General features: G+C 61.4%; 16 protein-coding genes and 1 other RNA gene. 10 read left to right on the top strand and 7 right to left on the bottom strand.

Annotation, left to right across the window (positions count from 1 at the left end; genetic code table 11):
* Nucleotides 1-39: 39 nt before the first annotated feature.
* Entirely contained in the window at nucleotides 40-1,425 is a 1,386-nt protein-coding gene (phoR, locus tag C5P05_RS28435; RefSeq protein WP_114973245.1) for a phosphate regulon sensor histidine kinase PhoR, read from the top strand.
* Here the strand turns inward: phoR and C5P05_RS28440 are convergent.
* From C5P05_RS28440 to trxA, 6 genes are all read right to left on the bottom strand, one after another.
* Complete coding sequence (locus C5P05_RS28440; protein ID WP_114973246.1) at nucleotides 1,415-2,335, bottom strand: carbon-nitrogen hydrolase family protein; 921 nt, start codon at nucleotides 2,333-2,335, stop codon at nucleotides 1,415-1,417. The genes phoR and C5P05_RS28440 overlap by 11 nt on opposite strands.
* Nucleotides 2,332-3,006: a GNAT family N-acetyltransferase gene (locus C5P05_RS28445; protein ID WP_114973247.1), complete on the bottom strand. Its 675-nt coding sequence runs from the start codon at nucleotides 3,004-3,006 to the stop codon at nucleotides 2,332-2,334. Before C5P05_RS28445 ends, C5P05_RS28440 begins: the two co-directional genes overlap by 4 nt.
* A gap of 91 nt (nucleotides 3,007-3,097) precedes the next feature.
* A complete protein-coding gene (locus C5P05_RS28450) occupies nucleotides 3,098-4,813 on the bottom strand; it encodes a hypothetical protein (RefSeq protein WP_114973248.1) in 1,716 nt (571 codons plus the stop codon).
* A gap of 107 nt (nucleotides 4,814-4,920) precedes the next feature.
* Nucleotides 4,921-5,205, bottom strand: coding sequence for a type B 50S ribosomal protein L31 (locus tag C5P05_RS28455; RefSeq protein WP_114973249.1), 285 nt, complete (start codon nucleotides 5,203-5,205; stop codon nucleotides 4,921-4,923).
* A 185-nt stretch (nucleotides 5,206-5,390) separates the two neighbouring features.
* Nucleotides 5,391-6,656, bottom strand: coding sequence for a transcription termination factor Rho (gene rho / locus C5P05_RS28460; protein ID WP_114973250.1), 1,266 nt, complete (start codon nucleotides 6,654-6,656; stop codon nucleotides 5,391-5,393).
* Between the two features lie 241 nt (nucleotides 6,657-6,897).
* Nucleotides 6,898-7,230 carry a thioredoxin TrxA gene (trxA, locus tag C5P05_RS28465; RefSeq protein WP_114973251.1) on the bottom strand — a complete coding sequence of 111 codons (333 nt, stop codon included), beginning with the start codon at nucleotides 7,228-7,230 and terminating at the stop codon, nucleotides 6,898-6,900.
* Nucleotides 7,231-7,315: 85 nt separating this feature from the next.
* Between trxA and C5P05_RS28470 the strand changes: the two genes are divergently transcribed.
* The 5 genes from C5P05_RS28470 to C5P05_RS28490 all read left to right on the top strand — a co-directional run bounded on the left by C5P05_RS28470 (nucleotide 7,316) and on the right by C5P05_RS28490 (nucleotide 15,962).
* Nucleotides 7,316-9,832, top strand: a complete 2,517-nt coding sequence (locus C5P05_RS28470; protein ID WP_114973252.1) for a PD-(D/E)XK nuclease family protein — start codon at nucleotides 7,316-7,318, stop codon at nucleotides 9,830-9,832.
* Nucleotides 9,832-13,266: a UvrD-helicase domain-containing protein gene (locus C5P05_RS28475; RefSeq protein ID WP_114973253.1), complete on the top strand. Its 3,435-nt coding sequence runs from the start codon at nucleotides 9,832-9,834 to the stop codon at nucleotides 13,264-13,266. The genes C5P05_RS28470 and C5P05_RS28475 overlap by 1 nt, the downstream gene beginning before the upstream one ends.
* A 168-nt stretch (nucleotides 13,267-13,434) precedes the next feature.
* Complete coding sequence (locus C5P05_RS28480; protein WP_114973254.1) at nucleotides 13,435-14,796, top strand: TIGR03862 family flavoprotein; 1,362 nt, start codon at nucleotides 13,435-13,437, stop codon at nucleotides 14,794-14,796.
* A 138-nt stretch (nucleotides 14,797-14,934) separates the two neighbouring features.
* Nucleotides 14,935-15,495: an antitoxin Xre/MbcA/ParS toxin-binding domain-containing protein gene (locus tag C5P05_RS28485; protein WP_114973255.1), complete on the top strand. Its 561-nt coding sequence runs from the start codon at nucleotides 14,935-14,937 to the stop codon at nucleotides 15,493-15,495.
* Nucleotides 15,492-15,962 (top strand): RES family NAD+ phosphorylase, encoded by a 471-nt coding sequence (locus C5P05_RS28490; protein ID WP_114973256.1) that lies wholly within the window; start codon nucleotides 15,492-15,494, stop codon nucleotides 15,960-15,962. Before C5P05_RS28485 ends, C5P05_RS28490 begins: the two co-directional genes overlap by 4 nt.
* Nucleotides 15,963-16,053: 91 nt before the next feature.
* Here the strand turns inward: C5P05_RS28490 and ffs are convergent.
* An RNA gene (gene ffs / locus C5P05_RS28495) (signal recognition particle sRNA small type) lies at nucleotides 16,054-16,150 on the bottom strand.
* Between the two features lie 155 nt (nucleotides 16,151-16,305).
* Between ffs and dnaX the strand changes: the two genes are divergently transcribed.
* The 4 genes from dnaX (at nucleotide 16,306) to C5P05_RS28515 (ending at nucleotide 20,567) form a co-directional block, all read left to right on the top strand.
* Entirely contained in the window at nucleotides 16,306-18,369 is a 2,064-nt protein-coding gene (gene dnaX / locus C5P05_RS28500) for a DNA polymerase III subunit gamma/tau (protein WP_114973257.1), read from the top strand.
* Nucleotides 18,370-18,501: 132 nt separating this feature from the next.
* Nucleotides 18,502-18,834: a YbaB/EbfC family nucleoid-associated protein gene (locus tag C5P05_RS28505; protein WP_114973258.1), complete on the top strand. Its 333-nt coding sequence runs from the start codon at nucleotides 18,502-18,504 to the stop codon at nucleotides 18,832-18,834.
* 6 nt (nucleotides 18,835-18,840) lie between these two features.
* On the top strand, nucleotides 18,841-19,431 hold the full coding sequence (gene recR, locus C5P05_RS28510) for a recombination mediator RecR (RefSeq protein ID WP_114973259.1): 591 nt from the start codon (nucleotides 18,841-18,843) through the stop codon (nucleotides 19,429-19,431).
* Nucleotides 19,432-19,520: 89 nt separating this feature from the next.
* Complete coding sequence (locus C5P05_RS28515) at nucleotides 19,521-20,567, top strand: ABC transporter substrate-binding protein (protein WP_114973260.1); 1,047 nt, start codon at nucleotides 19,521-19,523, stop codon at nucleotides 20,565-20,567.
* Nucleotides 20,568-20,582: the final 15 nt, after the last annotated feature.

The following is a 20,582-nucleotide window of genomic DNA, read 5'->3' on the forward strand; positions in this document are numbered from 1 at the left end:
AAAAGCGCGCTGCCAATTGTCGGCAGCACTGACCTGACCATGTTTTTGCGATTTGTTTCTTTTGTTGCGCTCCAGCTTGTCGGAGGATTCGCGGGTTGGTACGCAGCGTCATACATCTACGTCACGACCAGTGCACTGGTGGGTGTTGTTGCTGGAGTTGTGCTGGGTGGGGTGGGCTGGTTTCTGATTGACTTGTCCCGCGGTGTGCGCTTGTTGCGCTGGTTGCGTGTGGGTGACGCGTCCGATGTGGCAATGCGCACAGGCTTGTGGGGCGAAATCTCTGATCGTGCAAGGCGTCTGATTCGGGCCAGGGAACAGTTGACGCGCGACAGCCAAAATCGCCTGCAGGACTTTCTTGCAGCGCTTCAGGCTTCCCCGAATGGCGTGGTTTTGCTGGATTCAGAGGGTCGGATTGAGTGGTTCAACCAGATGGCTGCCGCACATTTCGGCTTCGATGCTCAGCGAGACATGCTTCAGCATTTTGGCAATCTGGTTCGGGACCCCGGTTTTGCAGCTTATTTTTCAAGTCACGATTACCTGAGTGAACTCGTTATGCCAGGCCGGGAGAGCACGCCCGCCAGGCCGGTCAAGCTGTCGGTCCATCTTCACCCCTATGGTGAGGGGCGGCTACTGTTGTTATCGCACGATGTCACCGCCCTGGAGCAGGCAGAAGCCATGCGCCGTGATTTTGTTGCCAATGTCTCCCACGAAATTCGTACACCATTGACGGTGTTGGGCGGATTTGTGGAGACCCTGCAGACCTTGCCCTTGACTGATCAGGAGCGCGAGCGCTATTTGGCTTTGATGGCGCAGCAGGCAGACCGCATGCAGACGCTCGTCAGCGATCTGCTGACGCTGTCGCGCCTGGAGGGCAGTCCGCTACCCGGTGCCTTGGATTGGGTGTCCATACCGGCGCTTATGCGCCAGCTTGAGCAGGACGGACGTGCCTTGTCCGCGGTGTTGCACCCCTCATCGGATCGTTTGCATAAGCTTGAATTCAGTTGCTTGCTGGACGGGGAAATAGCCGGCTCCTCCATTGAATTGCTCAGCGCCATGAGTAATTTGGTGAACAATGCCATTCGCTACACGCCATCTGGAGGTGAAATTCATGTGCGGGCACTTTTGTTGCCCGACGCCCGGGCCGAGTTTTCGGTGTCGGACACGGGTCCCGGTATTGCCCCCGAACATATCCCCCGCTTGACGGAGCGTTTCTACCGGGTTGATCGCAGTCGTTCGCGCGACAGCGGTGGCACCGGGCTTGGCTTGGCCATCGTCAAGCATGTGTCACAGCGCCATGGTGCTGAGCTGAAAATTGAGAGCACACCGGGTAAGGGCTCTGTATTCACCGTCATCTTTCCGGCCAGCCGCGTGCGATCTGAGAGCCCATCGTCTCGCCAAGCCGCCGGGATTGCTGTCAACGGGTAGAGACTATTTCAACGGAGTTGTCATAGACGTCGATCCGCTTGTCGTACAGGGGAATGGTGGTGCCATTGACACGGTTGCTCACGAGCTTACCCAGATCGACATCCGCTATGACGATCTGCTCCATGTTCATCACTCCTTCGGCCGCGATGCCATCGCGCGCAAATGGGAAATCAGATGGCGTGATGATTGCTGCTTGTCCAAAATGCAGGCCCAGTCCTTCAACTGCAAGATTGCCCACGGTTCCGGTGACGGCGACGTAGACTTGATTCTCGATGGCCCGGGCATGGCAGCAGTAGCGCACCCGCCAGAAACCCTGTCGGTCATCGGTACATGAGGGGACGAAAATGATGTCGGCGCCTTGTTCGCACACCATGCGCGATAACTCTGGAAACTCGATGTCATAGCAGATCAGGATGCTGATACGGCCATACGGCGTGTCAAACACCCTCAGGTGATGGCCAGGATCTCCTTTCCACTTTTCCTTTTCCCAGCGGGTCAGGTGAATTTTGTCCTGGGTAAATACGCCACCCTCTGGCGTGAAAAGGTAGGCGGTATTCAGCAATTTCCCATCAGTGATGGTGGGGTGACTGCCACCAATAATGTGCACATTCCAATGCGCCGCGAGTTCGCGAAACAGCGCGACATAGCGCGCCGTGTAATCGTGCATGCTGCGCACGGCGCGCCCCAGGTCGCTGGTGTCCATGAATGACAGCAACTGCGTTGTGAAGATTTCCGGAAACATCACAAACTGGGGCTTGTACTCTCCGGACGCCTTCATCACGAAGCGGACCTGGTTTTCGAAACCTTCCCAGTCATTGATGGCGCGTAGCAGGTACTGCACAGCAGCAATGCGCACCGTGGTCTGTTTGGGCTTGTGCGCCGGCTCCGAGGCGAGGTTGGTGGCGTTCATGGCGTGGGTTCAGGTAAGACATGGGCAGGGCGCTGCAAGGCGGTACTCTGTGTCGGGTCATAGTCCGGGTTGATCCAGGCAATCAGCGACGCGTGGCCGCAAGACTCGCGGTCTTCAGGCAAGTAGTCCTCCATGATTCCGCAGTAACGAAAGCCCTCCCGCAGCTGAAAACTGAGTACCGGGTCAACGAGATCACCCCACAGTATTTTTTTTGCATACAGCTCCACAGACATCTGCTTTGAGAAGGCGTGATAGCCCGGCAGCCTTCCGCAGGCAATGATGCGGCGTAAATTCAGCTGTTTGCAAATTTTCCGCCGACCTTCGTAAAGGGCGTGCCCCAAACGTTTGCCACGCAACCGAGGGTCGACAAAAACCTCGGCGCCATAAAGGGTGAACCCTGCCGGGTTGTGCGTATTGAACGTGCCTGCGGCAGTGATCTGCTTCCAGGTGTGTTCGTCTGCCCACTCATCCCACAAAACAACCAGTGAGCTTGCGCATCCTACGAGCCGCCCGCTCAATACGGCGACGAGTTGCCCCTCTGGAAAAACCTCCAGTTGATGTACCAACTGATCACGCTTCCAGGGCGCGATCGTCGGATAGACGTGCGCCTGCAGTTTCAGGAGGGCATCAATGTCGGAGGGTGCGGTAGGGCGGACGAGTAGCTTGGACATGTGGGCATTATGGGCGCGCAGCACTCATCTCTCACTATTCCCTACAGCGCGTCCCCTTGCCCGCAAATTGACGATCGGTCCGGCGCACGAATTACGACCCAGGCGGGGCCGTACGTTTGTAGACCAGCAAGTCCTCATTCCGATCGGAGGGGTGGCGCATGGAGCTGTGAAAAGTCCACTGCGACGGGTCAATCCCTGCGCGCAGCATTGTCAACGCATCCTTGTCCACAATCAGCCACGGGCAATTGTTATTGGAGTCCATGGGCCGTATCACCAAGCGACCATGGAATTGAAAGGCGGCGATCTGGCCACGACTCAGGCCAAGCGCCTCGACGCAGCGTGGTTGATGCTGCATGATGACCATCGTGCGCCGGACCAGCGGCGCATAGCTTCGGGCGAAATCAAGCAATGGCAGCCACAAGGTCATGAGCAGCAACCAGCACAAGGCCGCTCCACCTGCCGGTAAAACCAGGCTTTTCCAGATTGCGGCGCGGTGCCGACCTACACGCCATTTCACGAGCCAGGCCCATGCCAATGTTGCGGCAATGGCTATTAAAAACGGAGCAAAAGAAAAACTGGGCTCAAATCCCGGGGCCAACCGTGCGACGTTGGCTGCGGGTTGCCTTGGTACCCCGGTCTGCATGGCAATCCAGATGACCCAGATGGTAAAAGCGCAACCCGAGAAGAATATCAGCGTGAACCAATCGATCAGTGCGGCAACGCTTCGCCCCAGCGTGGGCAGGGCAAACGCCGCAAGGGTCGCCAGTGCGGGCAGAGCTAGCAACAAGGAGCGGTCGGCGGACGCGGTCGTCAGCGTGGCAGCTACGGAGATGCCGGCGAACCACAAGGGCAGCGCCAGATGGCGGCTGGGCGCACCGCCGCGAATCAATTGGTGACGCCAGCGCCACAAGGTCCACAGCACCAGTGGCCAGGCCGGCCAGGTGAACCACAGCAGCAAGCGCCCCAGGCTTTGCCATTCCGTCCAACTGGCCTCGGGCAACTCAATGCGCCAGCGCCACAAATTCAGCCACGCCGAAAGCAAGGCCACAAGGAGAGTCAGGAGCGCAATGCCCCCAGCCTCTAAAGCCTTGCGGCGCATGGCGTCTGGCTCAGAGGAACGGTCCAGCAGGTGAATCATGGCACTGCCCGTGCCGAACAGGACAGCCAGGGTCGGGGCGCCCGACAGGGCCAGTCCCGTCAGTCCGAGCACGCCGCAGAAGGCGGGTGCTGCCGATTTGTAAGGCAGGACCGCGAACGCATAGAAAGACAGAGCCGTAAAACACAGCTGGGCCAAGGCCGGCGTGGTTTCGTGTGACAGCTGGGCCAGGCCCAGACAGGCAATAAAGGCCAGCAAGCCTCCGTCTGCCATGGCTCGCGCATAGTCAGGCGGCAGCGCCTCCCCACCGAAAGCAAATGCCACGGGTTGGGCCTCGGGGCTGCGCGCCAGGTAATAGGTGCCGTACCAGACGGCAAATAGCGTCAAAGTCAGCAGCAAGACATAAGGGATGCGCGCTGCAAAATCCGGCGCGATCCACGCGGGTGCCAGCTGCATGGCCCAGGCGCCTAACCAATAGGGAAGCAAGGCGTCACCTTCGGGCGGGAAGCCCATGATTTGCGGTGAAAACCATTGTGTGGCACCGCGAGCGAGTTCTGCCATGTAGCCAAAGGCCGTCATGTCGGCGCTTTTCCAGGGCACGCGACCCAGGAAGCCTGGCAGCACGTAGGCGATACAGAAAAGCAGCAGTGCGACGCGTGGCAGGCGGCGCACGGCACCTTGGGCAACGATGGCGGGGGTCGGTTGATTCACGCGGAGATGCCGAAGATGAGTAGTGAGGCTGGTCGCAATGCTAAATCAAAGAAAAAAGGCAGCGCGGTAACCCGGGCTGCCTTTTAGACAAGAAGCGTTTTGTCGGTTTATTCGGCTGCTGCTGGTGCTGCAACTTCTGCTGCCTTCGCCTTGCCGAAGCGATTGCGGAAGCGCTCCACGCGGCCACCCATGTTGTCCACGGATTTTTGTGTGCCTGTGTAGAAAGGATGTGATTCGCTGGACGTGTCCAGTTTGTACAACGGCAGTTCGCGGCCGTCTTCCATCTTGATCATCTCTTTGGTGTTTGCACAAGAGCGGGTCACGAATTTGAAGCCATTGGACAGGTCCTGGAAGCAAATTTCGCGGTAATTGGGGTGAATGCCTTCTTTCATATCTTCTCCATCAGTTGCGCTAGCCGCGTCAGGCCCTTGAGCAAACCATTGCACAATTCAAAGCCCGTCGTACTTGTCGTGTAAAACCGTAAATTATAGCTTAGCCGCTGTGCCGGGCCGCCCCAAGCGAGGCAGACCCCTCGGGGGGCAGCGCAGCACACAAAGTGGCAAGCGTGGGGGCCAGTTCAACCGCCCCGGCGCATCATGTCAAAGAACTCGCTGTTGGTCTTGGTGGCGCGCATTTGCTTGAGCACCATCTCCATGGATTCGATCTCGTCCATGTTGTACAGAAACTGGCGCAGGATGCGGGTTTTTTGCAGGATTTCAGGGGCCAGCAACAACTCTTCACGGCGGGTGCCGCTGCGGTTGAGTTGGATCGACGGAAACACGCGTTTTTCGTACAGGCGACGGTCCAGGTGAATTTCAGAGTTGCCGGTGCCTTTGAACTCTTCGAAAATCACTTCATCCATGCGACTACCGGTGTCGACCAACGCGGTGGCGATGATGGTCAACGAGCCGCCTTCTTCGACGTTGCGGGCTGCACCCAGGAAGCGCTTGGGACGTTGCAGGGCGTTCGAGTCCACGCCGCCGGTCAGAACTTTGCCGGAAGAAGGCACAACATTGTTGTAGGCCCGTGCCAGGCGGGTGATGGAGTCCAGCAGAATCACCACGTCTTTTTTCAGCTCAACCAGGCGCTTGGCCCGCTCAATCACCATCTCGGCCACATGGACGTGACGGGCGGCGGGTTCGTCAAACGTGGAGGCAATCACTTCGCCCTTCACGGTGCGTTGCATCTCGGTCACTTCTTCCGGCCGCTCGTCCACCAGCAACACCATCATGTGGATGTCAGGGTAGTTGGCACTGATCGCATGAGCGATGTGCTGCATCATCACGGTCTTGCCGCTCTTGGGCGGGGCGACGAGCAGCGCACGCTGGCCTTTGCCGATCGGCGCAATGATGTCGATCACGCGCGCGGTGATGTTCTCTTCAGACTTGTTGTTATCGCGTTCCAGGCGCATCTGCACGTTGGGGAACAGGGGCGTCAGATTCTCAAACATCACCTTGTGCTTGTTGTCCTCCGGCCCGCCGCCGTTGACCTTGTCCAGCTTGTTCAGTGCAAAGTAACGCTCGCCATCTTTAGGGGTGCGCACTTCGCCTTCAATCATGTCGCCGGTGTGCAGATTGAAGCGGCGCACCTGGCTGGGGCTGATGTAGATGTCGTCGGTGCTGGCGGTATAGCTGGTGTCGGGGCTGCGCAGAAAGCCAAAACCATCGGGCAAAATTTCCAGCACGCCGTCAGCGATGATTTGCTCGCCGGTGCGGGCGCGCTTTTTGATGATGGCGAACATCAGCTCCTGCTTGCGCATGCGGCCGGTGTTTTCAATCTCAAGCTCTTCAGCTTGCTTGAGGACTTCCGACACGTGCAGTGCCTTGAGTTCGTTTAAGTGCATGGAATGGCCCAAATGGGTGTTGAACGAAATACGGGGGGAGGTTTGGGGGTGAGGCGGGTAGGTAGCCGCAACCTCAAGGTTTTAAACCTGGAACTCGAACCAACTCGGGATGGGAGTCAGCGAACTGAAGTGATTATGACAGGAAAAATTGAAAAAATACCAATTGGGGCTTGGCCCCGCGTCCACCCCGACGCGACAGGGTGGCGTGGCTACCGGGTTAAGCCCGGTAGGCCGCAGGCCATCAGGCCAATTGCTGATCGATAAAGGCGGTCATCTGGGCTTTGCTCATGGCGCCGACCTTGGTGGCGGCCAGCTGGCCGTCCTTGAACAACATCAGCGTGGGGATGCCGCGAATGCCGAATTTGGCCGGGATGTCACGGTTTTCGTCCACGTTCATTTTGGCAACCTGCAACTTGCCTTCGTAAGCGGTGGACACTTCATCCAGAATGGGCGCGATCATCTTGCAGGGACCGCACCACTCAGCCCAATAGTCCACCAGCACGGGCTGGGCGGATTGCAGAACATCGACTTCGAAAGACGCGTCGGACACATGTTTGATAAGTTCGCTGGCCATGGATTTTCCTAGAAGAATAGTCGGTACAGGTAAAGTGGGGAAATTGTGACAGAAACCAAGCCCCTCCACCGATCGGCCTTTTGCTATGGCTGAAATAGCAATAAAACATCATGCCGACAGGGCGTGGGACCGTGTCATGGGCCAGCTCCGTGCCGAGATCGCACAACGCAAGGTGCATCCTTCGCGTGTCGTGGTGCTGGTGCCGTATGCCCAGCTGATACAGGAAGCCCGCAGTGCCTGGTCGCGGGGGCTTGACCGTTCCCTTGCCCCGGGGACGGGGCAAGCGCATTTTCTGCCACGTTTCGAAACCACCATGAACTGGACCCGCAGCCTGGGCGGTTTCGAGCCGGGCGGGGACGATGTGCGCCTGGACGCCGCGCGGGACGTGCTGACAGCCGCCTCCATGCTGGCGCGCACCGGGCTGGCCGCGCATCAAAACGTGTTGGCCGCTCGCTTGATGGAAGCCACCTGGAGCCTGGCCCGGATTGCCGCTGCTGTGCCACCGGCGGCGCGTGCGCAGTGGGGTGCGGACCTGGGCGCCACGCTGATCACCGGCATGGATTCCCCGGTGTTGGCCCTGGAAGCTGCGACGGCGCGGATCGCGCTGGCGTGGGCCGCAAGTTCGAGTTACCCGACCGATCCGGTTTTTTCGGCGACGCCGGACTTGCTGGTGGTGCTGGAAGGTTTTCAGGGCGAACCCATGACGCAGGCCTTGCAGCAGCGCCTGGGTGAGCGGGCGATGGCCCTGCCGCTGGATGTGGATCTGGAAGGTGCGCCCGGCCGCGTCTCCTTGCATGCCGCGCGCGACGCCGAAGACGAGGCGCATCGTGCTGCCGCCTGTGTGCTGGTGCATCTGGCAGCCGGTCGCAGTCCGGTCGCCCTGGTCGCGCAGGACCGGGTGTTGACGCGTCGGGTACGCGCCATGCTGGGAGAGCGCGGCGTGGCTTTGCGCGATGAGACCGGCTGGAAGCTGTCCACAAGCCGCGCCGCCGCGTCGCTGATGAGCCTGCTGCGCGCGCTGGTCTGGGACGCCGCAACCGACGCGGTGCTGGACTGGCTCAAAAATGCGCCGGCTTTTGATCAAGACGCTCTGGCCCAGGCCGAGACGAGTTGGCGCCGCCTGGGTGCGCGCGACTGGCGTTCGGTGCCCACGGGCGACACGGTCGCGCTGCAGGTGAAAGCCCTGCGCGACGGCCTGCAATCCGGGCGGCCGCTGGCGCGCTGGCTGGCGGATTTGCGCGGCACTCTGCAAAGCGCGGGGCAATGGCCGGGCTTGTTGCGCGACCCTGCCGGCATGGCGATGTTGGACGCGCTGCGGCTGCGCGAAGGCGCTGAACTGGAGTTTGCCGATGTACCGGCGCGCATGAGCCTGAGCGAGTTCACGTCGTGGGTCAGCCAGACACTGGAGGCGGCCAGCTTTTCGCCCGTGCACCCTGCGCAAACGCAGGTCGTGATTCTCCCCTTAAGCCAGTTGCTGGGCCGGCCGCTGGCGGCGGTGGTGCTGCCCGGCTGTGATGAGGTTCGATTGCCGGTGTCGCCCGAGCCGCCCGGCCAGTGGACGCCCGCCCAGCGCGTGCTGCTCGGCCTGCCTTCGCGCGAGCAACTGGCTGAAGCGACGCGCGCTTCCTGGCATTACGCCCTGCAGTTTCCGCATGTCGACGTGCTGTGGCGCCTGAGCGAAGGCGGCGAGCACCTGATGGCCAGCGGTTTTGTGCAAGAGCTGCAGCTGCAGCAGGCCCCCGAGCTGGCCGCCGACCCCAGCGTGCTGCGGGCCGTGACGCCACAGCCCGGTTTCATGCCCCAGCCGCACGGCGATGCGCTACCACTGACCCGGCTCTCCAGCACGGCCTACGAAGACCTGCGCCGCTGCCCGTATCGCTTTTTTGCGCTACGCCAGCTCAAGCTGCAGGAGTCGGACGAGCTGGACACGGAACTCGGCAAGCGCGATTTCGGCAACTGGCTGCACAGCGTGCTCAAACTCTTTCATGAAGCATTGCACGAGGCGCCAGCCCCCGAACTGATTGCGCGAATAGCTATGATTAATGTAGCGGCCGAACAGGCCACAGTCGAGCTGGGTTTGTCGAAGAGCGAATTCCTGCCCTTCGCTGCTGCCTGGCCGCGCGTGCGCGAGGGCTACCTGGAATGGCTGGCCGGGCATGAGGCCGGTGGCGCCATGTTCAGTGAAGCCGAGGCCTGGAAAGAAACCCCGCTGGGTCACTTGACCTTGATCGGCAAGATCGACCGAATCGATCGGCTGGCGGACGGCAGCCCGATGGTGATGGACTACAAAACCGAAAATCGCAACACCACGGCGCAGCGCATCAAGGAGTCGCTGGAGGACACCCAGCTCGCGTTTTACGCGGCCCTGCTGACGGACGATACGCTGGCCGCGGCCTACGTGAATGTGGGCGAAAAAGACGCCACCAAAAGCTTCTCGCAACCGGACATCGTGGGCTTACGTGATCAATTGCTGGAGGGCATTGCCCATGACATGGCCCGCATTGCGGCGGGCGCACCGATGCCGGCCCTGGGCGAGGGCAAGGCCTGCGATTTTTGCGCGGCGCGCGGCCTGTGCCGCAAAGATTTCTGGGAAACGACGTGATGGAACTGCAAGCCGCTTACGAACACAACGGCCAACTCGTCAGTGCTGAAGCCTTTTACAAAATAGCCTGCGACCCGCGTCGCAGCGTCGCGGTGGAAGCCTGCGCCGGCGCCGGTAAAACCTGGATGCTGGTGTCGCGCATCGTGCGCGCCTTGCTCGATGGCGTGGACGCGCAAACGGGCAAGCTCAAGGTGCAGCCGCACGAAATTCTGGCCATCACCTTCACCAAACGCGCGGCCAGCGAGATGCGCGAGCGCCTGTACAAATGGCTGTCTGACTTTGCGACTGCCGACCATGAGACTCTGACCAAAGAACTGCGGGATCGTGGTGTTTTGATTAAAAACGACCTCCAGCCCCCGTCTGTCCTGCCTGAGCAGCTATCAAATCTGTATCAAAAAATTCTCGCCAGTGGGCGTCAGGTGCAGGTCCGTACCTTTCACAGCTGGTTTGCCGCCTTGCTGCGCACGGCGCCGCTGGCCACGCTGCAGGCGATGGAGTTGCCGGCCAACTACGAGTTGCTGGAAGACGACGCACCGGCCAAGGCGCTGGTGTGGCGGCGCTTTTATGCGGCGCTGGTGGCGGAGGGTGAACTGAACGCGGGCCTCAAGGCCGATTTCGAGGCGGTGGTGTTCGAGCATGGCCGCTCGCAGACTGAAAAAGCCCTGCAGACTGCGCTGGACAAGCGCACCGAGTTCGCCCTGGCCGATGCCCAGGGCGTGGTGGACCAATCCGTCACCCACTTCTGCGACCAGTTCCCCGACTTTGCCTGGCTGGCCGAGCCGGATGACTTTCTGCGCGCCGAGCCGCAGCGCTGGCAAACCCTGCTGGACGCAGCCAAAGCCCTGGGCGGCGCCAGCGCCAAAACCTTCTCAGCCAAAGGGGTCGAGCTTGAGATGGCCCTGACGGCGGGCGATATCTCCGCCGCCTTCGCCGCCTTGCTGACCGCCACCGGCACGCCGCGCAAGTTTGGCGAAAAGATTGCCGGCATTGAGTCGGTGCGCGAGGCGCAAGACCTGGTGTTGCGCGTGGTGGACGCCCGGGCGCAACACGCGGCCTGGACTTACCAGCAACGCATGGCGCGGCTCAGCCGGCTACTGCTCAAGGAATTCTCCAAGCTCAAGCGCGAGCAGGGCTGGGTCGACATGAATGACGTGGAGCGCGCCGCCCTGGTGATGCTGAGCGACCCCGTACTCTCGGGCTGGGTGCAGGAGCGCCTGGATGCGCGCGTCAAACACCTGCTGATTGACGAATTCCAGGACACCAACCCGCTGCAGTGGCAGGCACTGCGCTCGTGGCTTAGCGGCTACGCCGGCGCGGGCGGCGGGTCGAGCGGCGGTGCCGGTGCCACGGCGCCCAGCGTGTTCATCGTGGGTGACCCCAAGCAAAGCATTTACCGCTTTCGCCGGGCCGAACCCCAGGTGTTCAAGGCGGCCAAAGCCTTCGTGCGCGATGGCCTGGGTGGTGATTTGCTGAGTTGTGACCACACCCGGCGCAACGCCACCGGCGTCATTGCGGCCGTGAATGCCGCCATGGGTGAGGCGGCCGAGGCCGACGGTTACGACGGCTTCCGCCCTCACACCACCAGTTCGACCGAAGCCGGTCTGGTGTGCCAACTGCCGCCCATCCCGAGGTCGGCAGGCCCGGCTGGTGCCGGCGGGGAAGAGGGTTCGGGCGAAGGCGCATGGCGCGACAGCCTCAGCACCCCGCGCGAAATCCCCGAGGAAACCCTGCGCACGCTGGAAGCGCGCCAGGCGGCCCGTTGGATCACGCAACAGTTGACCAGGGTCGATGCCGAAGGCATGCCTCAAGGTGGCAGCGCGGGGGTCGGCACCGGTTTGCAGCCCTCGGACGTCATGGTGCTGTCGCGCAAGCGCGCCGGCCTGATGCCCTTGCAGGACGAGTTGCGCAAGCTGCACATCGCCGCCCAGATTGGCGAAAAAACCGAGCTCATCGATTGCTGCGAAGTGCAGGACATTGTCGCCCTGCTCGATGTGCTGGTCTCGCCCCAGCACGACCTGTCGCTGGCGCGGGTGCTCAAGTCGCCCTTGTTCAGTTTGCCGGACGAATCACTGGTGCAACTTGCGCTGGCACAACGCGAAGCGAACCAACCCTGGTTTGAGTTACTACAAAAAACAGAGCTACTTGCGCAGGACGGACGTGGGCTAGCGGCCACTTTGACTCAATGGAAAGGCTGGCTCGACGAACTGCCGCCGCACGACGCCCTGCAGGCCATCTACACCCACGGCGACGTGCTGGCGCGCTTTGCGGCCGCAGTGCCGGCGAACCAGCGCGATGCCGTGCTGGCGAACCTGAGCGCCTTGCTGGGCGTGTCGCTGCAACTCGGTGGCGGGCGTTTCACCACGCCTTATGCGTTTGTGCGCGCCCTCAAAGCCGGTGGCGTGCTGGCGCCGGCGGCGGTCAACCCGCATGCCGTGCGCCTGCTCACCATCCACGGCGCCAAGGGCCTGGAGGCGAAGGCCGTGCTCTTGCTGGACACCGACACACCGGAGCGCAACGCCGACACCATGGGTGTGCTGGTGGACTGGCCGGGCGAGGCCGAGTGGCCGAACCGGTTTGTCTTTCTGGCCAGCGAAAGCCATCCTCCAACCTGTGCCGTGCCCACGCTGGAGGCCGAACGGGTGGAGCGTCTGCGTGAGGAACTCAACGCCTTGTATGTGGCCCTGACCCGGGCCCGGCACACGTTGGCCATTTCCAGCATCGAGCCCTACCGCGCCGCCGAACGCAGCTGGTGGCTGCGCCTCGCCGATCTGGCGACACCGATCACACTGTCCGGGCAGGCTGCGCCAGCCATTAGCAGCGCGCCGGCGTCTCAAGACGTGTTTTATTTGAAAGAACTGCCGCTAGCCCCCGTGGAACATGCGCAATCCGCTATAAAAACTGAAGCGATTTCAGCGTCGGCCACGCCCCGGGCTGATTCGACTGACACTCTGCCCGGCGGCACCGAGGAAGACGCGGATTCCCCCTCCGCCCGCATCGGCAAAGCCATGCACCGCCTGCTGGAATGGGGCGATGCATCAGGCAACAACACGGCCGCAGCGGCCCGCGAGTTTGAGCTGACGCCCGAGCAGGGTGTCCAGGCGGCGGCCATGGCCGGGCGCATTTTGCAGGGCGAGGGCGCCTGGGCGTGGGACAAGGCGGTGCTGGACTGGCAGGGCAACGAAGTCGAGCTGATGTACCAGGGCGAACTGCTGCGCCTGGACCGCCTGGTGCAGCGCAAGGACGGCGCACAGGCAGGCCACTGGTGGGTGCTGGATTACAAATCGGCCCAATCGCCACAAAACCAGCCGGAGCTGGTGGCGCAACTGCGCGGCTACCAGGCTGCGGTGCAAGCCATTTATCCGGATGACGTGGTCAGGGCGGCGTTTTTGACGCCGCAAGGGGCTTTGATAGAAATGATGGGCACCCCTGCATAAATTCGCCGTTGCCAGCGCAGCCAAATTCGCCATGATGAGTGTCGTGGTCCAATTCGTCATTGCGAGCGCAGCGCGGCAATCCAGGCGGTTGCTTCTGTCATGGCGAGGCGCGACAGCGACGCGTGCGCTTGCAGATGACGCTTCAATTAACAATGGAATAGAGATTCGATGAAAAAAGTGATTGTGGTCGGTGGCGGGCCGGCTGGCCTGATGGCCGCTGATGTGTTGTCCCGCTCCGGTGTGGAGGTCCATGTGTATGACGCCATGCCCTCGGTGGGGCGCAAGTTCTTGCTGGCGGGCAAGGGCGGGTTGAATCTGACGCACTCGGAACCGGTGGATATTTTTGCCTCGCGTTTTGGCGCCCGGCGTACCCAGATCGCGGCCTTGCTGCAGGGTTTTGACGGCACACAAGTGCGGGAATGGGCCAAGGGATTGGGGGTGGACACTTTTGTCGGTACCTCGGGCCGCGTGTTTCCGGCGGACATGAAGGCCGCGCCTTTGCTGCGCGCCTGGTTGTCCCGCCTGCGCCATCCGGCGGCGGGACCGGGCGTGCAGTTTCACATGCGCCATCGCTGGACCGGCTGGAGCGCCGACAGCGCGGAGGGCACCCATTTGAATTTCGACACCCCGCAAGGCCCGGTGCAAGTGCAAGCCGACGCCGTGGTGCTGGCATTGGGCGGCGGCAGTTGGGCGCGACTGGGCAGCAACGGCGCCTGGGTGCCGTGGCTGCAAGCGCGGGGCGTGGCGGTCGCGCCGCTGTTGCCTGCCAACTGCGGCTTTGATGTGGCCGCAAGTCAGGCCCGTGAAGCGCAGCAGGCTGCTGGGCATCCCGCCATGCAGGGTGAAACCCGTCGTGAATTTTTGAAAGAACTGATAGGCCAAAGCCCCGTGGTGCCAAGGGGCTGGAGCGAACATTTCTCCAGCCGTTTTGCCGGTCAGCCCTTCAAGTCTGTGGCGATTCATTTCACCACCTCGCAAGGCATGAGTTTTCAGCGCAAGGGCGAATTCGTCGCCACCGAAACGGGCGTCGAGGGCAGCCTGATTTACGCCGCCTCCAGCCTCTTGCGCGACGACATCATCCGTCAGGGTCACGCCAGCTTCTCTCTTGATTTACTGCCTGATATGTCGGCAGAAAAGGTGCTGGCCGAAGTGCGCCACCCGCGCGGCTCCCGTTCGCTCTCCAGCCACCTGAAAAGCCGCCTGAACATCGAAGGCATCAAAGCCGCCATCCTGCATGAGTTACTGAGCAAAGAGCAGATGAACGACCCGGCCCAGCTCGCCGCCGCCATCAAGGCCCTGCCCATCACGCTGATGGCCGCCCGGCCTCTCGACGAAGCCATCAGCACCGCTGGCGGTGTGTTGTTTGAAGCCATCGACCCCAACCTGATGCTGGAACAATTGCCCGGCGTGTTTTGCGCCGGCGAGATGCTGGATTGGGAAGCGCCGACGGGCGGGTATTTGCTGACGGCTTGCTTTGCCAGCGGCAAACGGGCGGGTGAGGGGGCTCTGGCGTACCTTGGAGGTAAATAGGGCTGTAGCCCCCGTGGATAGTGCGCAGGAAGCTATTTAAATAATAGTGATCAAGGGGTGTTATTCATTGCATTCTGCTGATTGTCTAAAATAAGACTAACATTAGTCTAGATTAAGACATTCTCCAGGAGCCGCACCATGTCCACCTTAGCGTCCAGCACTGAAACCCTTACCCGTCGCACGCCACAGCGCAGATCCACGAAGGGCGCCGAGGCCTATTTGGGTGACACGCCTCTGGTCTACCACCCCGGCAAGGGGGCGATCAAGACCTTTACCGATTCCGTTTCCCGCGCCTCGCCACTCACGCTGGTGGAGCTGGAGCGCCAAGGCGTATCCGCCCGTCTGTTCAACGATCTGCGCGCTGAAATGGGCTTGTCTTCCGCGCGCATGGGCGAGATTTTCAAGTTCCCGCGTTCCACCCTGGCCAGCAAAATCAAGTCCAAAGCCGCCCTCACAGGCCGTGAGGGATTGGCCACCATCAAGATGGTGAAGCTGCTCGCCCAAGCGCAACGCATCGTGGACAACAGCACCAGCGACAAGGCCGAAGACTTTGATACCGCACTGTGGCTTGGCCAGTGGTTGGAGCAAGCCCAGCCGGCCCTCAACGGCCTGCGCCCCTCGGATCTTTTGGACACCGAGACCGGCACGCAAATGGTGCATCAACTGCTGGGTGCGATGGAGAGCGGAGCCTATCTGTGAGGTTGTGGCGCATTGCCACCGAAACGCGCGAGTTCACCGCCCTAGACCTTAGTGGCAAGGGGGCGGCCAAGAGTCCCGGCCGGTGGAACGGTCCTGGCCAGCCCGTGATCTATGCCGCGCCGACAGTCGCCTTGGCCATGCTGGAGACGGCGGCGCATATCCACGCCCTGGGTTTGCCCATGAACCGGTTTCTGGTCGCCATCGAGATACCCGACGAGCTGTGGGCGCAACGCCAGCAAATGACAGCTGAGGAACTCCCGGTGGGCTGGGCGGCCATCCCGGCGGGGTTTACCAGTGTGGAGATCGGGTCGCAGTGGCTGGCTCGCCAGAGCAGTCTGGTGCTGTGCGTTCCGTCGGTGATTGTTCCGGAAGAATTGGTGGCACTGGTCAACCCCGCCCACCCGCTGGCCAACAGGGTTTCCGCGGTCAAGATGCGGCCGGTCACTTACGGTGCGGTGTTCCGATAGGTGGTTGGGGTATTTTGAGGGGTTTTAGGCCGCTAGCCCTTGATGGGCCAGCGCAGGCAGCTATCAAGATAATAGCCGTTGAAAGAATGAGGTTGACGGACCTTGACCCCGGCACTGGCTTTGCAGTTAGGGCTGCTTGGTTCCCCATCTGACCCGGTTGGCCGCTCCACCATGCGGGAAGGCCCGTCAAGCTGAATTATAAATGCTTTGCGAGCTTTATTGCCGGACGCACGGATTCACCCTGGTAACCGGGCGTGATGCGCCTGCAGTGGCGGAGATCGGCATCGCACTTGAGGCGCTCGTGCAGGAAATAAGCCCCAGCCCCACACCTTAGAATTGACCCATGTCCTATCTCGTGCTCGCCCGTAAGTACCGCCCCCGCAACTTCACTGAAATGGTGGGGCAGGACCATGTGGTGCAGGCGCTGAGCAACGCGCTCACCACGCAACGTTTACACCATGCCTATCTGTTCACCGGCACGCGCGGTGTCGGCAAGACCACGGTGTCGCGCATTCTGGCCAAATCGCTCAATTGCCAAGGGCCGGACGGGCAAGGCGGCATCACCGCCACGCCGTGCGGCGTCTGCCAGGCCTGTACCGACATTGATTCCGGCCGCTTTGTTGACTACACCGAGCTCGATGCCGCGTCCAACCGGGGTGTGGACGAGGTGCAGGCCCTGCTGGAGCAGGCGGTTTACAAGCCGGTGCAGGGTCGCTTCAAGGTCTTCATGATCGATGAGGTGCACATGCTCACCAACACGGCCTTCAACGCCATGTTGAAGACGCTGGAAGAGCCGCCCGAGTACCTGAAATTTGTGCTGGCCACGACCGACCCGCAAAAAGTGCCGGTTACCGTGCTGTCGCGCTGTCTGCAGTTCAATCTACGGCCCATGGCGCCCGAGACCATTCGCGAGCATCTGCAAAAAGTCCTGCAGACCGAGAACGTGTCGGCCGATCTGCAGGCGCTGCGCTTGCTGGCCCGTGCGGCGCGCGGCTCCATGCGCGATGCCCTGAGTCTCTCCGATCAAGCCATTGCCTTCGGCGCCGGCCAGCTGACGGAGGCCACGGTGCGCCAGATGCTGGGCAGCGTGGACCGCTCCTATGTATTTCGCCTGCTGGAAGCCCTGGCCCTGGGTGATGGCAAGACCGTGGTCGAAACCTCCGAGGCCTTGCGTCTGAACGGATTGAGTGCCGCCTCCACGCTGGAAGAAATGAGTTCGGTGCTGCAACGCATGGCCGTATTGCAGGCCGTGCCGACTGCCGCTGCCGAAGCCGATGAGACGGACCCGGAAGCGGCGGATATGGCTCGCCTGGCTGATCTGATGCCGGCCGACGAAACCCAGTTGCTCTACAGCATTTGCCTGCACGGACGCGGCGAACTGGGCCTGGCCCCAGACGAATACGCGGCGCTGACCATGGTATTGCTGCGATTGCTGGCATTCAAGCCCCAAGCTGGCCATCAGGTACGAGCGGAAAAAAAAACTCTGATTGAGACGCGGCAGGCGGTAGTCGCCCCCGCGTTGCAAGCCTTGCCTGCGTCGGCACCCCCAGCACCTGTCGAAAAGCCAGTCGCAACATCAGCGATACCTGCGCCTGTTGCCCCGGCGCCCGCCGTGGTTGCGCCAGTGGCTCCGGTAGCGCCTACCGCCGCTGCTACCACCACGCCGATGCCAGCCATGGCGCCTGCTGCGGCTCCATCCGCACCCGCATCCAGCCCGGCGCGCGTTCAACCGTGGGAGGACGAGCCAAATCGGCCTCCAGCCCCCGTACCACCTGCACAAGTTGCTATAAAAAATGCAGCAAACGAAGCGCCAACGCCCACACGGCCATCGGGTCAGCAGGTTCCCGTCGTCAGCATGTCGATGACCGCGCCACCTCTTCGTTCTATTGAATCAAATAAGCCTCTAGCCCCTGTAGATACTGCGCAAGAAGCTACTAATATAGTAGCAATTCCGGTGCGCGTACAGGCCGATTCACGCGTTGAGTCGGCGGCGGGCCAGGCCGCGGCAACGGTGTTGGTGCCTACGGAAGAGGGTGACTTCTGGTACCGCACGGTGCAGCAGTTGATTGCGGCAGACGCCATCACCGCCCTGGTGCGCGTGCTGGCGCTGCAGTCGCAATTGGTGGCGCGTGATACCGATCAGTGGATTTTGCGGGTGGAGAGTGCATCGCTAAACCAGTCCGGCACCCGTGAGCGCTTGACCACGGCCTTGCAGGCCGCTGGCCACGATGTGCGCCTGGTGGTGGAGATCGGCCGCGTCACGGACTGTCCGGCCCGGCGCAATACCGTTGCGGCAGAGGAGCTTCAGCTGGCGGCCGAAAAAATCATTTTTGACGATCCGTTCGTGCAAACCATGATGCGTGATTTTGGAGCGAAAATCGTACCTGGCAGCATCAAACCCGGCTAAGGCATTGTTGATTTTCGTCATTGCGAGCGCAGCGTGGCAATCCATGCCCCCTGGATTGCCACGCTGCGCTCGCAATGACGAAGGCGCTCTCAGTTCAAACATTTCTATTTAAACCCAAACCAAGGAATAACCATGTTCAATAAAGGACAACTCGCCGGCCTCATGAAACAAGCCCAGGCGATGCAGGAAAACATGAAGAAAGCCCAGGACGAACTGGGCAACGTCGAAGTCTCCGGTGAGTCCGGCGCCGGCCTGGTCAAAGTCACCATGACCTGCAAGCACGACGTGCGCCGCGTCACCATCGACCCCAGCTTGCTGGCGGAAGACAAAGACATGCTGGAAGATCTGGTGGCTGCTGCTTTCAATGCCGCCGTGCGCAAAGCCGAAGAAACCTCGGCCGAGAAGATGGGCAAGCTCACGGCCGGCATGCCAGGCCTGCCCGGCGGCATGAAGTTCCCCTTCTGATCCTGCGTGGCTGATCTCAACTCACTTGACGTGCTGATCCAGGCGCTGCGCCGTTTGCCGGGGGTGGGCGTGAAGTCGGCGCAGCGCATGGCGTTTCACCTGCTGCAGCATGACCGGCCGGGTGCGCTGGCGCTGTCGCGGGCCTTGCAAGTGGCGACCGATAGCGTGCGCCATTGCGAGCGCTGCCATACGTTCACGCAGGCGGAGGTGTGCGCCACCTGTCTCGACCCGCGGCGGGACGCCTCCAAGCTGTGCGTGGTGGAGACGCCGGCCGACCAGTCGGCCATCGAGCGAACCGGGGCCTACAAGGGCCTGTATTTTGTGTTAATGGGCAAGCTCAGCCCGCTGGACGGCATCGGCCCCAACGACATCGGCCTCAAAAAGCTGTTTGACCGGGCCTGCGACGGCATCGTGCAGGAAGTGATTCTGGCCACCAATTTCACGGCCGAAGGCGAAGCCACAGCCCATGTCATCAGCGAGGGTCTCAAGGCCCGGGGACTGCGTCTGACCCGCTTGGCGCGTGGCGTGCCGGTGGGCAGCGAGCTGGAGTATGTGGACCTGGGCACCATCGCACACGCACTGGTGGACCGGCGCTGAACTAAGTACAAACCCGCGCGGGATGTTCCCGATGCGGTTTTCCATCTGCCCGACTAAGCTCAAGGCTGGTCAAACGCAGAGAAAGAATCATGGACAACATCAGGCTTAATCGTCGCACCTTTGCTGCTGTCACGGCATTGTCGGCAGCGTCTGTGGTCGTGCCCGCCCTGTGGGCGCAGCCGCAGCCGGAGAAAACCCGAATTTCCATCGCCGTGGGCGGCAAGGCGGCCTTTTATTACCTGCCGCTGACCATCGCCGAACAGCTGGGTTATTTCAAGGCTGAAGGCCTGGACGTTGAGATCACTGATTTTTCGGGTGGCTCGCGCGCCATGCAGGCCGTCGTGGGCGGCTTGGCAGATGTGGTGTCGGGTGCCTTTGAGCACACCATCGACCTGCAGTCCAAGGGACATAAATTCCAGGCTTTTGTGCTGCAGGGCCGCGCGCCGGCCATTTCCATGGGTGTATCGCCCAAAACCATGCCCCATTACAAGACGGTGGCCGACCTCCGGGGCAGGAAGATCGGCATATCGGCGCCTGGCTCGTCAACCAACATGATGGCCAATCTGATCCTGTCGCGTGCCGGTCTCAAGGCCGGTGATGTCAGCTTTGTTGAGGTAGGCACTGTTGCAGGTGCCTTGACGGCTTTTCGATCCGGTCAGATTGACGCCATGAGCAATGTCGACCCGGTCATGACCATGCTGGAGCAAAAGGGCGATATCCGCATCATTGCCGATACGCGTACTCTCAAAGGGGCGTCGGATGTCTTTGGCGGTCCCATGCCAGCGGGTTGCCTGTACGCGCCCGTCGAGTTCATCCAGAAGAACCCCAAGACTGTACAGGCCCTCACCCATGCCATTGCGCACAGCCTGAAGTGGTTGCAGACGGCAGGCCCGGGCGACATCATCAAGACCGTCCCCGAATCCTACTTGCTGGGGGACCGGGCTTTGTACCTGGCTGCGTTCAACAAGGTACGTGAGGCGATCTCTCCTGATGGCATGTTCGCCGAGGAGGGCCCGCGCACCGCGGCCAAGGTGCTGGCCAGTTTCGATCCGACGATCAAAGTCGACAAAATCGAGCTTTCAAAAACCTATACCAACGAGTTTGCCAAGAAGGCCAAGGAACGCTTCAAAGCCTGAAGCCGCTCCCGTCGC

This window comes from Rhodoferax ferrireducens (genome assembly GCF_003347515.1).
In the GTDB taxonomy this organism is placed as follows: Bacteria; Pseudomonadota; Gammaproteobacteria; order Burkholderiales; family Burkholderiaceae_C; genus Rhodoferax.

Coding starts and splice junctions, on each gene's coding strand:
- phoR (WP_114973245.1), top strand. CDS start 40: ATGTTTTTGCGATTTGTTTCTTTTGTTGCGCTCCAGCTTGTCGGAGGA.
- C5P05_RS28440 (WP_114973246.1), bottom strand. CDS start 2,335: ATGAACGCCACCAACCTCGCCTCGGAGCCGGCGCACAAGCCCAAACAG.
- C5P05_RS28445 (WP_114973247.1), bottom strand. CDS start 3,006: ATGTCCAAGCTACTCGTCCGCCCTACCGCACCCTCCGACATTGATGCC.
- C5P05_RS28455 (WP_114973249.1), bottom strand. CDS start 5,205: ATGAAAGAAGGCATTCACCCCAATTACCGCGAAATTTGCTTCCAGGAC.
- rho (WP_114973250.1), bottom strand. CDS start 6,656: ATGCACTTAAACGAACTCAAGGCACTGCACGTGTCGGAAGTCCTCAAG.
- trxA (WP_114973251.1), bottom strand. CDS start 7,230: ATGGCCAGCGAACTTATCAAACATGTGTCCGACGCGTCTTTCGAAGTC.
- C5P05_RS28470 (WP_114973252.1), top strand. CDS start 7,316: ATGGCTGAAATAGCAATAAAACATCATGCCGACAGGGCGTGGGACCGT.
- C5P05_RS28475 (WP_114973253.1), top strand. CDS start 9,832: ATGGAACTGCAAGCCGCTTACGAACACAACGGCCAACTCGTCAGTGCT.
- C5P05_RS28480 (WP_114973254.1), top strand. CDS start 13,435: ATGAAAAAAGTGATTGTGGTCGGTGGCGGGCCGGCTGGCCTGATGGCC.
- C5P05_RS28485 (WP_114973255.1), top strand. CDS start 14,935: ATGTCCACCTTAGCGTCCAGCACTGAAACCCTTACCCGTCGCACGCCA.
- dnaX (WP_114973257.1), top strand. CDS start 16,306: ATGTCCTATCTCGTGCTCGCCCGTAAGTACCGCCCCCGCAACTTCACT.
- C5P05_RS28505 (WP_114973258.1), top strand. CDS start 18,502: ATGTTCAATAAAGGACAACTCGCCGGCCTCATGAAACAAGCCCAGGCG.
- C5P05_RS28515 (WP_114973260.1), top strand. CDS start 19,521: ATGGACAACATCAGGCTTAATCGTCGCACCTTTGCTGCTGTCACGGCA.